Origin of the sequence: Leptothoe spongobia TAU-MAC 1115, from assembly GCF_018739885.1 — a bacterium.
GTDB classification, from domain to species: domain Bacteria; phylum Cyanobacteriota; class Cyanobacteriia; order Phormidesmidales; family Phormidesmidaceae; genus Leptothoe; species Leptothoe spongobia.
Genome location: NZ_JADOES010000067.1, coordinates 1 through 15326, shown reverse-complemented (window position 1 = coordinate 15326; position 15326 = coordinate 1). Strand labels below are relative to the sequence as shown.

The window sequence follows — 15326 nt, the reverse complement described above, 5'->3', positions numbered from 1 at the left end:
TCTATTATCCCTAACGGGGAAGAATCTGAACTCTACACTAAATGTAGGGGGCTCCACGGGAATTCCGGAAGAGCCAACAGAAAGCTTGCAGTAGATTGCGCAACCATACTGTTTTGGCAGACCCTCAAAATGATATTGCGATAGATGCTAGCTATGCTTGTCAGTCCTATGTCAAGAGTCGTTAGCTATTGAACTTTAATTGTTGTTTTGGTGCCCTGCTACTAACCGATAAGGGGAAAATCCATAAACCTGAAACTCTTCCCATGCTGTGTAAGTCAGCTTAATCACATGATCATTACTAGACAATGAAGCCTGTTCAAAACACTCTGACCAGGTCATCGACGACGCTACATCCCGCTTCCTCTCTCCCTCAAGTTCAACCTTCGTAGTCAAATAAGCCACCAAAATCGCCTGCCAAAGATAACGCAACCCACGCACTTGATCACCTACATATGGAAGAACACGCCGAAAAGCATGGCATGCCGTAACTGTATGGAGCAGCGTAAAATTATCTTTTTGAGCAAAGGCCTCAATAGAAAAATGGGCAATCATCTCCAGACTAATTACTCTGGGCTGGCTGTTTACATTCTGCAATGCCAGAAGCCGACTCACTTCAGCCAGCCGATCCACAATAATTCCTGGTAAAAACGAGTGATGCTGAGTGATTGGAAACATTCGCATGGCAATTTCCAACATTGTCTCATCTGTTTGTGCACCCAGATCACCGAGAGATTGATACTCCGCCGCCCAATATGCCAAAGCAAAACAAACTTCAGATTCAATGGCAGCATCAATCCCATAGCCTAGACGAATCAATGCATGAAATGCCGATGCTGCCAGTCCCGGTAGCAAAACAGGTACCCAACTCCGCAATACCTTTTCGGTCCCGGCACGTTCAACCTGACCTCGAAAATATTGTAAAAAGCCTAAAAACAAATCAGACCGACCGAGATACTGGGTCGGATCAACTGGCTTATAATGATTATGATCACCTAGTAACAGAGTCAGCTTCGGAATATAGCTATCGTAAAACGCTTCTAGTCGATTTGGTGAAACCCCAATTCTATCCAGCGCAATCAGCACCATTGGCAAGTGATTAGCCAAACGAGCCCCATAGAGAGGGTGAAACCGTGAACCCTGCTCTACTAATCGATAACAGGTTTCAGAAACCTTCATAGCCGAAGTCTTCAACTATTTTGATATCTTCTCAGTAATTCCAGGAGTTCGCCCATCATCATCAATAACCTCAGGTTCCTCCACAACAACCAGTGGAGGAACAGCAGGCGTATCTGATTGATCTGGTGTTTCTGGTGAATCTTCTACCTTAGTAGCCTTATCCAAATCCACCTTAGCCGCTTCATCAGTATCCGCTACAGGCTCAGTGCTAGAAGAATCCGTTACAGTCTTATCCAAATCATCGGTCATGGTCGTCACCAAAACGCACTACTACAGACTTCAAACATGTAAAGCCCGCTGAGATCCAGCCTAATACCCCATTGTGACCATGACAGCACCCACAAGGGTAATTTTTACCACCACAAAAACGCCACCCCCATCTACCCATCCACCCATCCACCCATCCACCCATCCACCCATCCACTCATTTACTCCGACTCCACCGCCCCCAACGCCTTCAGCGTTGACCTTTGCGCCATCGTCAACCCAACCACCCCCGTAATATCCATCCCCTCATAGGGCCGCTGAATCGTAAACCCCCGAGCAAAGTCCCCATTGCTCGCGCGCCATAACCGAATTGTCTCATCCTGGCCCACACTCGCGATCGTCTCACCATCCGGGCTAAACGCCACCGCCCAAACCTCCGGGCTCGGATGCTCCACCCCCCATAAACATTCACCAGAACTCACATCCCATAGCCTTAGCGTCCGATCTGTCCCACAACTTGTCAGCCATTGACCATCCGGACTCCAGGCCACCCATCGCACTCGCCCCTGATGCCCCATCAACACCTGCTCACACTTTCCCGTATCAATATCCCACAGCCGCACTGTCTGATCCCCAGCACTCGCCAAAACCCCACTCGCGCCCCCCTCAGTAGATGGCTGAAACGCCACAGACACTACCCAGTCCGTATGCTCTTGCAGCGTCTGCACACAAACCCCAGTCTCCATCTCCCAAAGCTTGACAGTTTGATCATCGCTACCACTAGCCAGCATCGTTCCCTGGCCGTTCAACGCCACCGTTTTCACTCGATGAATATGGCCTTCAAACGTCTGCAGACATTCTCCTGAGCGCGCATCCCACAGCTTAATGGTGTGGTCATAGCCACCACTGACCACCTGAGTACCATCAGGATGAAATACCACATTATGGACCCACCCCTGATGCCCCCAAAATGTGCGTAAACACCGTCCCGTTTGCACATCCCACAGTTTGATAGTCTGATCATGACTACCACTGACCAGGGTTTCACCGTTGGGACTGTAGGCCACAGCAGAGACCACATTGTCATGGCCTTGCAATGTTTTTAAGCACTGCTCCGTCGCCATATCCCACAGCCGTAATCGCCAGTCTTCGCCACCACTGACCAGCGTCTGACCATCCGGGCTAAAGGCCACCGCCTCAATCCGATGGCTGTAGACTCGTAATGTGCGTAAACATTGGCCAGAGGCCACATCCCACACCTTCAAAGTGCGATCATCACTGATACTAATCAGGGTTTGAGCATTCCCTGGCGATACAACTGGACTAAAGGCCACCAGCCATACCAGATGCGTATGCACTTGAAGTGTGCGTAAGCATTCTCCCGTCTGAGCATCCCATAGCCTGACCGTCCGATCATCACCTCCTGTGGCCAGCCATCGACCATCTGGGCTAAAGTCCACCGACCACACATGACTGTGATAATTCGGCAGGGTCAATAAACAGTTGCCCGTTGCTAATTCCCAAATTTTGACCACCTTACCATCGCTGCCTGTGGCCAACCTCTGACCATCCGGACTCAGGGCCATGGCCAGTTTCCAGTTAATGGCTGTCTCCAGGCGCTGAATTTCCTCACCAGTCGTCAGGTCCCACAGCCGCACTGTTTGGTCATGGCTGCCACTGACTAATGTTTGGCTATTAGGGGTAAAGCAGATTTGTAGGATGCGATCGCAATGCCCCGCCAACACATGACAACAGCGGTTGCGAGCCACCTCCCAAATCCGAATCGTCTGATCATTACTCGCACTAGCAAGCCATCGACCATCCGGACTAAACGCCACCGACTCCACCCGACTCGTATGTCCTACCAACGTTTTCACACACTGCCCCGTGGCCACATCCCACAGCCGCACCTGTTGGTCATGACTACCACTGACCAAGTGTTGACCATCGGGACTAAACGCCACTGACACCACCCAGCTACTATGACCCACCATCAAAGTCAGCTGTTTGCCATCTGCAAGTTGCCAGAGCACAATGTCATGACCAATACCCGTCGCTAACTGCAGTCCATCGGGACTAAACGCCGCTGACATCATCACCCCAGTAGTTTGGGTAAACACCGAACGGCTTAGATCTGCCCCCGTCAGATTCACCCTCGGTAGAGTCATCTCAGGAAAGCACACCTGCCAAAGCACTAGATTGGAAAAGTCATAGCCACTCAGATCAATATCCAGCTGATGGAGCAAGTTGAGTACATTGCCTGCACCATAACCAGGGGAACGCAGTGGGGATAATTTCAACGCCTGTAATAATCGATCCAAATAGCCCTTTACCACCGATGCCGGTCCCAATAGTCCCAACAACCGTTCTATAACTGGACGCAACACCAAACGAGCCTGAGCTTCTCTAATATAATCTTTGGCTTGAGCCTGACTCAGGGCATAGCAATTGAGAGAATCAATCCGCCCCGCCTGAATCTCCTCACAAACTTGAGCAATAAAACAGCCAGTCACATATTCCATAACAACTGGCTGTTGCGTAAACGTAGCGACCTGCTTTTCGATTAAAGATCGCCGCTGCAGCGCTTCTAACACAGCCAGTAAATCTGGTAGCAAAACTGGTGGATAGAGATCTTGTTGCAACTCTGAAATCGTTGACCATTCCCGTCTTAGCGCTAACCAAGTCATTACCTGTTGCTCAAGAAAAGAAAGACGCCCAAACTGTTGTTCGAGTAAATCCTCAATATCTCCAAAAACTGTCATTCCTTGATCTAAAAATCGAGCAGTTTCCCCACCAAACAACTCCTGAATGGTCGTCGCTACAATTTTTAACGCCAGGGGGTTACCCCCATAGCTTTGAACTAATGCTTGTCCCTCATCTGCTGATATGGAACAGTCTTTTTCGCGCAAAAGGGCCTGGGCTGACGTATTTTCTAGACCCGACAACTGCAGCGAACGAATCGGGCCTTCTTTAGTTTCCTTCGCACCCAAACCCCTCGGTTTTTCACGACTGGTCAAGAGTAAACAGCTCTGATGCTGGGTTTCTCCTACCCACCGCAACAGCTGACCATATCCCTCATAACCTGCGCGATAAGCCCCGGTTGAATCATCATTGCTGAGAATGGGCTCCAAATTATCTAACACAATCAAACACCGTGCAGACTGTAAATATTGACCCATTTGGGCTAATTTCCCATCGATAGAGTCCGGCAAGTCAGAGTCCGACAAGTCAGTTGTCTGCTGGTTTGAGAGGAAAGTAAGTAGCTCCGTAAGTAGTTCTTGGATAGGCGGTGCATTCCGCAGCGAACGCCAGATTAAATAATCAAATTCTGCCTGAATCTGCTGAGCCAGTTTTGCGGCTAATGCTGTTTTCCCAATGCCTCCCATTCCTAATAGCAAAACAAGTCGACACTGATTTTCCACCAGCCAATGCGATAAAATCTTTAGTTCCTGCCTGCGACCATAGAAGGTATAAACATCCAAAGCGTCTCCCCAATCTTGGCTCTGAATAGGTTGCTTTTCTGGAGATGCATCCTTGGGCAAAGCTTCTAGGTCTACTTGAGTGGAAACGTTGGTAGAGGGTGGTGAAAATCCTGAAGAACGTCGCTGTTGCCATTCTTGATCAAACCGCTTTAGGTTAGCTGTTACATCTTTTCGGTCGTGCCATAGCTTCAGGGTAAAATGCCAAACATCCGAGCCTTGGGAGGAAGGTCGATTGTCCTCCAGAATTTCTAGAAAGTCCTCCAGTCGTTTGAGTGCTTCTTTAATCTGATCGGTAGATAACGTATCCTGTACTACAGCAGTTAATTCTTGTAGAAATCTAACTTTGGTCCTAACGACTAACTGTCGATTTGTTTGCCAGTTTATCTTGAGATTTGGGGCAATGCGAACTGACAAGTCATCACTTGCGCGATCGCAATCCCCTAAGTCATCATTGGCATACGCCAACAAGGCAGTCAGAAGTAGCTTTGTCCGTCTTTGTACTTGAGGTCCGTAACTGATTCTGGCCATAGGGGCATTAGCCTATGGAAACATTGCACTAATTGTATACAACGAGTTGCCTGCTACCAAAGGAAACATGTAGGGAACATAACAATGTTGCTAGGATCAAGACAATGTGGAAGATTGCATCGGTTGGCAGGGGTCGCATCTCTTAATTGCCTTAAGTAGGTCATCGAGATGGGGCGATCAAACTTTCTTTAGATCAAAGCGACAATGATTCTGCTTTGTGTTGGACCTACCTGATCACCGCTCTGCTGATCCCTACCTCGTAATTGATGCAAGTGCATCTGATATAAAGTCCACAAATGCTTGTAGCTTCCTAGAGCGTTGACGATGTTTGGGACAGATCGCATACAAGCTCAATGGTTCTGTAGACCATTCTTGCAAGATAATTTGCAACGTCCCTTGTTTTAAGGCCTCTGATGCTACAAAGATGGGTAGGAAAATGATCCCGAGTCCAGCGATAGCGGCTTGACTAGCCGCTAGGCTATTGTTCACCTTTACCGACCCATCGACATGGGCGACGATGGTTTCATTCCCTTGCCAAAAATGCCACTCATAGGGCGATCGCGCCAGACTATAAATGACGCACTGGTGCTGCTTCAACTCATCCGGTGATCTCGGTTCACCAGACTGCTGAAGATACGCGGGTGACGCACAGACCACACGTGGGAACTCGCAAATGCGATGCATCACCAGACTGCTATCTGGGGTAGCGCCGCTCCCCCTAATCCCCACATCAAATCCCTCCTCGATCAAATCAACGTAGCGATCGCAAAAAGTTAGGTCCAACTGAATATCTGGATACGCCAGTTGAAATTGATAGATGGCAGTGGCTACATGGATTAACCCCAGCGACATCGGTGCCGTCACCCGCAACAGTCCGTGGGGCTTAACCGCGAGATCGGCAACCGTCTCTTCAACCGTCGCCAGTTCATCCAAAATCGAACAAACCTTCTGGAAATAAAGCTGTCCGGTCTCTGTCAGGCTCAATCGTCGAGTGGTCCGCTGGATGAGTTGAGTTTTGAGTGATTGTTCCAGTTCGCGCACATTTTTACTAACGGCTGCGTTGGATAGGTGCAAATCCTCAGCGGCACGACTAAAGCTTTCTAACTCAATCACCCGTCTAAAGACTTGCAACGCCACTAATTTATCCATAAAAGTTGATCGCTAAAGGCCTGAGCTTGCATTTATATTATTCACTATAAGTAAAAAGACTTTCAATAAATTTGCTATTTATCCTTTTTGAGTGAAGAGTTATTGTCAAATTGTTCGCTTTCAGATGCGCCAACTCGGCATAAGGAGGAAGAATGCATCAAGTGCACGTAGACGATCAACCAGCAATGGGTTATTCAGCCATTGTTGAGGTGATCAAGAAATATTATGACGCTCTCTATCGTTGTGATACCGAGCTTTTATCCCAAGTCTTTCATCCCAGTGCTCAATACTTCACAGCATCGAGTGGAGAGCTGCTGCACCTCGATATGAATACTTATTTTCCGATTGTTGAACAGCGGATTTCACCTGAATCTTTGGGTGAAGCCTATGGTTTTTCCATCGATTCAATTGAGGTTGTCGGCAATGTAACCGCTCTTGCTCGCATGCGCAGCTCATTGTTTTCAAAAGACTATATCGATCTCTTAGCCCTGATCAAAATCGATGGCAAATGGCAGATCATCTCGAAGGTTTTTCACTATACACCCCAGATCAATGCGCGGTCTGAACAACCGTCCAAACCAACTGAATTAGCAGGAGAAATAACATGCCCTACGTGAATATCAAAATTACCCGAGAGGGTGCCACATCTCAGCAAAAGACCGACCTGATTAAAGGAGTTACGGATCTTCTCGTTACTGTGTTGAACAAATCTCCTAACACCACATTTGTAGTGATTGATGAGGTGGCTACTGAAGATTGGGGCATTGCTGGTATGCCGGTCCATGAATTTCGAAACCATGCCCAGACGTAAGGCGTTTTCTCGCAAAGACTATACCGGTTGAAGGCCCCCCTAGCCCCCCAATCCTGGGGGGGACAAGATTCAAAGCCCCCAAAATTGGGGGTTTGGGGGCCTGGATAACTGGTAGCTTTTTTATCAGAAATGGCCTAAGCGGAGACTCTGCATAGAAAAATCCCTAAATTTAACCTGTAACCATTTTGCAAGCGGTCTCTAGAAGCGTGATGATATAGGCATAACTGCGTTGGTGAGCCTATGACTGCAGGAATCCCTCTGCTGGAGACCAAATTCTATCTCCCCCAATGGACTGCTGATCGGGTTTCGCGCCCGAGGCTGATCGATCGCATCCACCCGAAGCGTAAATTAACACTGATCTCAGCTCCAGCAGGTTTTGGCAAAACAACGCTGCTGTCAGAGTGGATTTCAGCGTTACCTAAGCGATCCGTTGCCTGGGTTTCCTTAGACCGGAGTGACAATACTCCAGCTAGCTTCTGGACCTATGTGATTGCTGCGCTGCAAAGCATTCAGCCCAATCTCGGTAAGCGGGCACTCTCATTAGTGCAATCATCTCAGCCCCCCGAAATCGAAGCGATTTTGCTGCTGCTGCTCAACGAACTGACGGTTATTAAGGCGGATGTCGCTCTGATTCTAGATGACTACCATGCAATTGAGACCCAGGCCATTCATGACGGGATTGGCTTTTTTCTTAGCCATTTGCCGCCCCAGGTGCATCTGATTATCGCTAGTCGTGCCGACCCGCCCTTATCTTTGGCTCGTTTGAGGTCTCACGGTGACTTGACCGAACTCAGGGTAAGCGACCTGCGGTTCACGCCGGACGAAGCGGCGGCTTTTCTAAACCAAGGGATGGGCTTAGAGATTTCGGCGGGCGATGTTGCTGCTTTGGAGCAGCGGACCGAAGGCTGGATTGCCGGGCTGCAGCTGGCGGCGCTATCTCTGCAAGGACGAGAGGATGTCTCTGATTTTGTGGCGGCCTTTTCAGGGGACGATCGCTACATTGTGGACTACCTGCTAGAAGAAGTTTTGCAGCGACAACCGGATCACGTCCGTCACTTTCTGTTGCAGACCGCCCTTTTAGACCGTTTAAATGGTTCTCTTTGTGATGCAGTCACAAGCCAAAACAACGGTCAGAGCATGTTGGAAACGCTGGAGCGAGGCAATCTGTTCATTATTCCGTTAGATAACAAGCGCCAATGGTACCGCTATCACCATTTGTTTGCCGACGTACTTCAGGCCCATGCCCTAAAAGAGTGTCCGGAGCAGATGCCGACTCTGCATGGGCAAGCCAGTAGATGGTATGAACAGAATGAGCTATTGTCTGATGCGATTCGCCATGCCCTGGCCGCTAAAGACTTTGACCATGCAGCAGGTTTAATTGAGCAGGTATGGCCCGCGATGCGCAACCGTCAGCAGGAGAAAACGGTGTTGGGCTGGATCAAAGCGCTGCCGGATTCGCTCATTCGAATCCGCCCGGTTCTCAGTGTGGCCCACGCGATCGCACTCCTGAATACTGGACAAATAGACGCGGTTGAAGACCGTTTGCAGGACGCTGAACACGCACTGGCTGCGGTCGAGAATTCAAAAGAAGAACAATATCGATCTCTCCCAGCCGCCATTGCCAATGCCCGTGCCTTTCACGCCCAGGCGCTGGGCGATTTTGCTGGAGCCATTGCCCATGCCGAGCAGGCTTTATCACTGTTACCCTCCGAAGACGATAACGAACGGGGTGTGACGGCCTCTTTCCTCGGTTTGGCCTACTGGACAAGTGGCGATGTCGCAGCGGCGTACCAATCCTTCGATAAAGGGTTGAAGCTGTTTCAAAAGATGGGCAATGTGCGGATTGCCATCTGTGCCACCTCAGTACTTGCCCAGATGGGATTAGCCCAGGGGTGGCTGCGAGTTGCGATCTCAGCCTGTCATCAAGCCCTACAACTGGCAGGCCAACAGCCAGAACCGATTTTGCAGGGGACGGCGGATCTACATTTGGTGTTAAGCGAGCTTTACTACGAACAGGGGCATTTAGACACGGCCCATCAGCTGCTGCAAACGGGTGAGGAGCTGCGAAAGCAGGGTTCGACATCGGGGTTTGACTATTTTTCGTGGCTAGTTAAGGCGCAATTGACAATGGCTGAGGGGGACTTGGATACAGCCCTTGACCAACTGCACGAGGCCGAGCGATTATATCGCCGATCGCCGCTGCCGAATATCCGCCCGATTGAGGCATTAAAGGTACAGTGGTGGCTGCAGCAGGGCAGGTTAGCGGTCGCGCTGGGCTGGTTACAGGAGAGTGGTTTGTCCGTGGATGATGAGCCAGACTACCTGCGCGAGCATGAACACCTGACCCTAGCAAGAGTCTTAATCGAGCAGTACCGACAAGACGGTATGGACGAGGCAATGCCTCAGGTCACTGACCTCCTATCCCGACTGTTAGCCGCCGCAGAAGCCCAGGAACGCACTGCCAGCATTATCAAAATCCTAGTGGTGCTGGCCCTAGCCCATGAGGCTCAAGGAGATTTACCCGCCGCTATGCCTCCTCTAGAACGCGCCTTAACCCTGGGCGAACCGGAGGGTCATGTTCGGATCTTTGTAGAATGCGGCCCCCCAATGGCGCGACTGTTACAAGAGGCCATGACCCTTGGCATCACCCCCGCTTATACCCAACAGCTATTGACCGCATTAAAAACTTGGGGAGAAAAGCCCAAAGTCCTTTCCCCCTTACCCCTTTCCCCTACGCCCCAACCGTTGATCGAACCCCTCAGCCAGCGAGAACTAGACGTCCTGCGACTGCTCAACACCGAACTCTCCGGTCCAGAAATTGCCAATGAACTGGTCGTAGCGCTGAGTACCGTGCGCACCCATACCAAGCGGATTTACAGCAAGCTCAACGTCACCAATCGTCGAGCCGCGGTGAAACGAGCCACAGAGCTAGACCTGATTTAGGCGATCGTCCCAATACCAACCCGATAATCTCAGGGTTTGGGATGGCGATTATACTGAATTCGTCTACCTAATCACCCATATCGGAGTGTTAGGCTGACGAATTTCCACCTATTCACCTTAGACAGGATCTTAGGCTGAAATATTTCCACCTAAGATCCCGTATCAGGCTCTTAGGTGGAAACTTTCCCTATACATAATAGTTAGGCCGCTTATCGTCTATACAAACAACCCTGAATTCACTCAATAATTGAATCACTAGCACTAAGATGATGGGTAAGGTTCAAAATCATGAATTTAGGAGGCTGACTTTTGGATAGATTGCAGAGGTTGACCCTCAATGGCTTTAAGTCTATTAAGGCACTTGAACTCGAATTGCATCCCTTAAATATCTTGATTGGAGCGAACGGAGCAGGCAAGAGCAATCTCATTTCGTTTTTTAAGATGCTTAATGAGATGATGGCTGGACGATGTCAACAATATATTGGAACATCTGGACGTGCCCAGTCACTTTTACACTTTGGGCCTAAGACAACGCCTCAGATAGAAGCAAAGTTAGAGTTTGAAGTCGAAAATGGAGTGGATACTTACTGCATAAGGCTATCTCACGCTGCTGGTGACACACTAATTTTTACTGAAGAAACAATAAGCTTTCAGCAAACAGATTGGGAATCTCCGAGAACTGATGGCTTGGGTGTAGGGCACCAAGAAACTAAAATTAGTGAAACAGCAAAGGTAGGTAATCCAACAGCTAAGTTCCTCAAATATTTACTGGATCGATGTCGTGTTTACCACTTTCACGATACCTCTGCTACCGCCGATGTACGCCAATCCTGCTATGTTGGCGATAACCGATGGCTCATGCCTGATGCTGGTAATTTAGCTGCACTACTGCTAAGATTTTGGGAAGAAGGGCATGCGGCTTACCAGCAAATTGTTGGAACAATACGCCTTATTGCACCCTTTTTCGATGATTTTGTGCTTGAACCAGATCAATCTCATCGTGTCATTCTTAACTGGAAAGAGAAGGATTCAGATCGGGTGTTTGGACCGCATCAATTTTCAGATGGAACTTTACGTGCCATTTGTCTAGCTACACTGCTCTTACAACCAGAAGATGAACTCCCAAAACTAATTGTTGTTGATGAGCCCGAATTAGGTCTTCACCCCTATGCTCTAAACGTTGTGGCTGATCTTTTTAAGAAGGTAGCACTACATACACAAATTCTCATTAGCACTCAATCTAGTTCTTTTTTAGACAGTTTTGATCCTGAAAATGTAGTTACAGTCAATCGCGAAGGTAAGGAGTCGCAGTTTAAGAGATTGAGTCCTCGAGCACTAGATATTTGGCTCGATGAATATAGCCTCGGAGAAGTCTGGGAGAAAAATATTATTGGTGGAGGGCCGCATTAATGGCGCGCCTTTATTTATTTGCTGAGGGACAAACTGAGCAGACGTTTGCCGATGTTTTAATGAAACCTCATCTGGCTCAGTTTCAAGTATTTATGCATAATCCTGTACTCATTGCTCATTCTAAAAAGAAAGGGCGAATACATCGAGGAGGTGGTCGTAACTATGCCCCTATGAAGAACGACATCATACGCTTTGTTAAACAGGAAAAGGCTTCTGATGTGTTCTTTACAACTATGATTGATTTATACGCTATTCACCCTGATTTTCCAGGATTAGCTGAAGCTGAATCGATGAAACAAAATCCACTCGAAAGGGTTAAATTTCTAGAGCAAAAATTTTCAGACGATATCGGAGATCATCGATTCATTCCATATATTCAGCTACATGAGTATGAGACGTATCTTTTTTCTGACCCAGCTTGTTTTGAGGATCTTAGTTCTCAAGGAGCACAAAAAATTGCAACGCTGCGGACTATTGCTGGTCAGTATGAGACACCTGAATTAATCAATGACGGACCCGAAACATCACCTAGCAAGCGGATTATTGCTCAGTTTCCTGACTACGGAAAGACTAAATCTGTCTTTGGACCACAGTTAGCTGAAAAAATTGGGTTACAAGTAATTCGGAATCACTGTCCTCATTTTCATGAGTGGTTGGCCAAACTTGAGTCTTTAGATGATAGCTCTACTGATTAACTGCCTAACATATCCCCTGAGGCGGACAATGCACCTGGCCACCTACCCTAACCCTACGCAGGAGCGGACGGAATTTACCATCCAGACATAGATGCCAAAATATTGACCGCCGCTCAGCTTCACGTTGGGTATCAAGACCAGAATATGAATATGAATATTGAATTTAGAGAGTTAGGCACAGTTGAAATATCGGATTTAGTCGAACTAATGAACAACCCATTGGTACGTAGGCACATGCCACTATCAAACGATAACTTTGGCGTTCGTGAATGTGAGTCTTTTCTGTCCACAAAGAAAGCTTTATGGACAGAATACGGATATGGTCCTTGGGCTTTCTTTATTGATGACGAATTCGCAGGCTGGGGTGGCTTGCAACCTGAAGATGGATATCCTGATCTCGCCTTAGTCCTGCACCCCAATCATTGGGGAGTCGGCAACATACTCTACAAAGAAATTGTCCAACGTGCGTTTGGAGAAATGAAACTGAAAGCAATTTCAGCGCTTCTGCCGGTCACCAGAAAAAGTGCCAACAGCCTTTTAAGACTAGGATTTCGGCAACATGGAACAATCACGTTAGAAAACAAACAATTCAACAGGTATTTGCTAGAAAAACCTGCGTACAGCAGGAACTCCAAAAATTGATCGCCTGCTTGAGTATTAGGAACGAGGCTCTATTGAACTTGTCAAAATTCCTGCTACGAATAACGCTTTTTTCTTATATGTAGCATAGTCATTTCTGACACTGTGGGCATTCTGCTCAGAGTTGTCGCAGTATTAAACGTACTTGATTCAGAAAACTATCAGCTACTGAGATAGCTCGTTGGGCTTCATCAGATGTGACTCGACGAGATTCACCATAGTCTCCAATTTGGCGGAGTTCGGCTAACCACTTTAAATTTTTGCCATAGTTTTTGTCTAAGCGGCCTGTTTTAACAAAATTGAGGCTAATTGCTCGCAACACCCCGCTGTGGCTATTGAAGCTTAGATTTTCTGAAAGCAGTAATGCTGAAGCGGAATGAAATACTGCATAGTAAGCTCTCGAAGCGGCATCATCTAGAAAATTAGTATCAATCAAGAGGCGAGCGGCTTGAAGGGATGACTCAGCTCTATCTAGATTCACTTGGATTTCGTCTGGTCTGTTCACAGCAGGTGAATTCCTTCTTTTTGAATATTTCTGTATAGCTGTGTGCTGCCAGCTTCGAACTCATCCTGGGCAGCAGGTTTGATAGAAATCCAATGGGTTGCTTCTAATTCGAGGGGATAGATTAAATCAACCAGCGTGCTTAGTTCCTGGACATGATCTAACTTGGATGGTAAAACAGCGAGTAAATCAATATCACTTGCATCGGTCATTTCTTGTCTAGCTGCAGAACCAAACAGAATAAGCCCCTTTAGACGCTGCCCATAATGACTAACCAATACGGTTTTACAGGCTTCTAAGGTGTTACTGATAGGTAGTTGGGATAGGGACTGCAGCGATTTCATATTTTCGATGCCTATTGACACTGCAGACTAATACTAACTGATATTCAAAAATGGCTGTGGATCGCCTAATTAGCACGATAAGCCTTTGGTGTAATGCCTGTCAGCTGCCGAAATTTACGGCCAAAATGACTGTGACTATTGAAACCGCACTCAAGCGCAATCTCCACAACAGGCTTGCCTGTTTGCTTCAACAGTTGTTTTGCCCTTTCTACTCTTTGCAGCAGCAGATACTGGTAAGGTGACAGGCCCAGGGATTGTTTAAACAGACGCCCAAAATGAAACTGACTCATGCCAACTAATTGCGCTAGATCCGCTAGGGTGATTTCGCTACCTAAATGAGCATCGATATAGTCTAAAACCTGTAAAAGCTGATGCTGGGGGAGTCCACCTTCGTAGATAGACAGCTCAGGTCGTGTGGTCGTGTGGTGCCGTAGCAGATGGACGGCCAGTACGTTGGCGAGGGATTCAATATACAATTGGCTGCCCAATGATTCACCCTTGAGTTCGGCCAGGAGCATCGTGGCGATCGCTTCAATTTGAGGATCATGGGTTTGAAAGGCTGGGATGAGCTGGATGCGATCGCAATCCTGCCCCAGAGTCTCCCCCACCACCTGACCCATAAACGAACTGTTGGCAACGGGGCAGTTGAAACCCATAATCGATGGTCCCTATCCTCTGAATGAGGTGCCCAGGCTAATTCAGTATTTTGGGGCTGGCCAGCATCAAGGCAAGGTCGTGATTGCCCCTGAATCTTGAACTGGAGCACGTTTTTATTTAATCCCCACATGCAATCCCCACATGTGGGGACTACGGCTCCCCATATCCGTTTGTACTTTTGAGTTGTTAAGGCCAGTAGTGATTAGAGAAAGCAATCGCAACTCCCATGAGCCAACTCTACCGTTCCGCTGAAAATCATCCCCAGTATGAAATTTGTGTCAAGGGACATCTGGCTCCCCATTGGAGCGATTGGTTTGAGGGATTTGCGATGGCCGAAGGCCGGTCTTGGACCATCGCACTCAAAGACAACGGTGAAACGCTGCTGTCTGGCCCGGTCATAGACCAGGCCGCCCTCTACGGCGTACTGATTAAGGTTCGCGATTTGGGATTACCGCTGATTTCAGTCATGCCGGTCCGGCCCAAACAACCAACAGAGTCAAACCAAGGAGCATGAACAATGACTGCACAGACCATCAACGTACAGAGACAAATGCTGGCCCTGTCAATGAAAGCCAAGCTATCCACCCTGTGGATATTTTTCCTGTTCAACCTCATCTTTCGAGATATTCATGAATTTGTTGAGCCCGGATTCATTGAAGAGATTATGACTGGCACATCCAATGGCAACCCCATAACAGAACACATGTTCCCGGATTTCTCACACCATCGGTGAGTGAGGTAAAAAAAAACAATATTTAGCTGAGTTTATCGTCAAAGGGGGGC

At 48.0% G+C, this 15326-nt stretch carries 16 protein-coding genes; 9 read left to right on the top strand and 7 right to left on the bottom strand.

Annotated elements, in window-relative coordinates; translation table 11 throughout:
- Nucleotides 1-195: 195 nt before the first annotated feature.
- From IXB50_RS21295 to IXB50_RS21280, 4 genes are all read right to left on the bottom strand, one after another.
- Nucleotides 196-1176 (bottom strand): questin oxidase family protein, encoded by a 981-nt coding sequence (locus IXB50_RS21295; protein ID WP_215611010.1) that lies wholly within the window; start codon nucleotides 1174-1176, stop codon nucleotides 196-198.
- A 15-nt stretch (nucleotides 1177-1191) separates the two neighbouring features.
- Entirely contained in the window at nucleotides 1192-1425 is a 234-nt protein-coding gene (locus IXB50_RS21290; protein ID WP_215611009.1) for a hypothetical protein, read from the bottom strand.
- A gap of 179 nt (nucleotides 1426-1604) precedes the next feature.
- Complete coding sequence (locus IXB50_RS21285) at nucleotides 1605-5393, bottom strand: WD40 domain-containing protein (protein WP_215611008.1); 3789 nt, start codon at nucleotides 5391-5393, stop codon at nucleotides 1605-1607.
- Between the two features lie 252 nt (nucleotides 5394-5645).
- Complete coding sequence (locus IXB50_RS21280) at nucleotides 5646-6542, bottom strand: LysR family transcriptional regulator (protein ID WP_215611007.1); 897 nt, start codon at nucleotides 6540-6542, stop codon at nucleotides 5646-5648.
- A 152-nt stretch (nucleotides 6543-6694) separates the two neighbouring features.
- Here IXB50_RS21280 and IXB50_RS21275 point away from each other — a divergent pair, with 152 nt between their 5' ends.
- The 6 genes from IXB50_RS21275 to IXB50_RS21250 all read left to right on the top strand — a co-directional run bounded on the left by IXB50_RS21275 (nucleotide 6695) and on the right by IXB50_RS21250 (nucleotide 13043).
- The gene (locus IXB50_RS21275) at nucleotides 6695-7159 is read left to right on the top strand and encodes a nuclear transport factor 2 family protein (protein WP_215611006.1); all 465 of its coding nucleotides are present in this window, start codon (nucleotides 6695-6697) and stop codon (nucleotides 7157-7159) included.
- On the top strand, nucleotides 7147-7353 hold the full coding sequence (locus IXB50_RS21270; protein WP_215611005.1) for a tautomerase family protein: 207 nt from the start codon (nucleotides 7147-7149) through the stop codon (nucleotides 7351-7353). Before IXB50_RS21275 ends, IXB50_RS21270 begins: the two co-directional genes overlap by 13 nt.
- 240 nt (nucleotides 7354-7593) lie before the next feature.
- The gene (locus IXB50_RS21265) at nucleotides 7594-10296 is read left to right on the top strand and encodes a LuxR C-terminal-related transcriptional regulator (RefSeq protein WP_215611004.1); all 2703 of its coding nucleotides are present in this window, start codon (nucleotides 7594-7596) and stop codon (nucleotides 10294-10296) included.
- 309 nt (nucleotides 10297-10605) lie between these two features.
- Nucleotides 10606-11706, top strand: coding sequence for an AAA family ATPase (locus tag IXB50_RS21260; protein WP_246564841.1), 1101 nt, complete (start codon nucleotides 10606-10608; stop codon nucleotides 11704-11706).
- Nucleotides 11706-12401 carry a DUF4276 family protein gene (locus IXB50_RS21255; protein ID WP_215611003.1) on the top strand — a complete coding sequence of 232 codons (696 nt, stop codon included), beginning with the start codon at nucleotides 11706-11708 and terminating at the stop codon, nucleotides 12399-12401. Before IXB50_RS21260 ends, IXB50_RS21255 begins: the two co-directional genes overlap by 1 nt.
- Nucleotides 12402-12551: 150 nt before the next feature.
- The gene (locus IXB50_RS21250) at nucleotides 12552-13043 is read left to right on the top strand and encodes a GNAT family N-acetyltransferase (protein WP_215611002.1); all 492 of its coding nucleotides are present in this window, start codon (nucleotides 12552-12554) and stop codon (nucleotides 13041-13043) included.
- A 115-nt stretch (nucleotides 13044-13158) separates the two neighbouring features.
- Here the strand turns inward: IXB50_RS21250 and IXB50_RS21245 are convergent, their stop codons facing one another.
- The 3 genes from IXB50_RS21245 to IXB50_RS21235 form a co-directional block, all read right to left on the bottom strand.
- On the bottom strand, nucleotides 13159-13545 hold the full coding sequence (locus IXB50_RS21245; protein WP_215611001.1) for a HEPN domain-containing protein: 387 nt from the start codon (nucleotides 13543-13545) through the stop codon (nucleotides 13159-13161).
- Nucleotides 13542-13886 carry a nucleotidyltransferase domain-containing protein gene (locus IXB50_RS21240; RefSeq protein WP_215611000.1) on the bottom strand — a complete coding sequence of 115 codons (345 nt, stop codon included), beginning with the start codon at nucleotides 13884-13886 and terminating at the stop codon, nucleotides 13542-13544. The genes IXB50_RS21245 and IXB50_RS21240 overlap by 4 nt, the downstream gene beginning before the upstream one ends.
- 65 nt (nucleotides 13887-13951) lie before the next feature.
- Nucleotides 13952-14542: a helix-turn-helix domain-containing protein gene (locus IXB50_RS21235; protein ID WP_215610999.1), complete on the bottom strand. Its 591-nt coding sequence runs from the start codon at nucleotides 14540-14542 to the stop codon at nucleotides 13952-13954.
- On the opposite strand from IXB50_RS21235, the gene IXB50_RS22920 reads away from it, so the two are divergent.
- The 3 genes from IXB50_RS22920 to IXB50_RS21220 all read left to right on the top strand — a co-directional run bounded on the left by IXB50_RS22920 (nucleotide 14517) and on the right by IXB50_RS21220 (nucleotide 15276).
- Nucleotides 14517-14642: a hypothetical protein gene (locus IXB50_RS22920; RefSeq protein ID WP_407658833.1), complete on the top strand. Its 126-nt coding sequence runs from the start codon at nucleotides 14517-14519 to the stop codon at nucleotides 14640-14642. The genes IXB50_RS21235 and IXB50_RS22920 overlap by 26 nt on opposite strands.
- 127 nt (nucleotides 14643-14769) lie before the next feature.
- Complete coding sequence (locus tag IXB50_RS21225; protein WP_215610998.1) at nucleotides 14770-15057, top strand: hypothetical protein; 288 nt, start codon at nucleotides 14770-14772, stop codon at nucleotides 15055-15057.
- A 3-nt stretch (nucleotides 15058-15060) separates the two neighbouring features.
- Complete coding sequence (locus IXB50_RS21220) at nucleotides 15061-15276, top strand: hypothetical protein (RefSeq protein ID WP_215611013.1); 216 nt, start codon at nucleotides 15061-15063, stop codon at nucleotides 15274-15276.
- The last annotated feature ends 50 nt before the right edge of the window (nucleotides 15277-15326 follow it).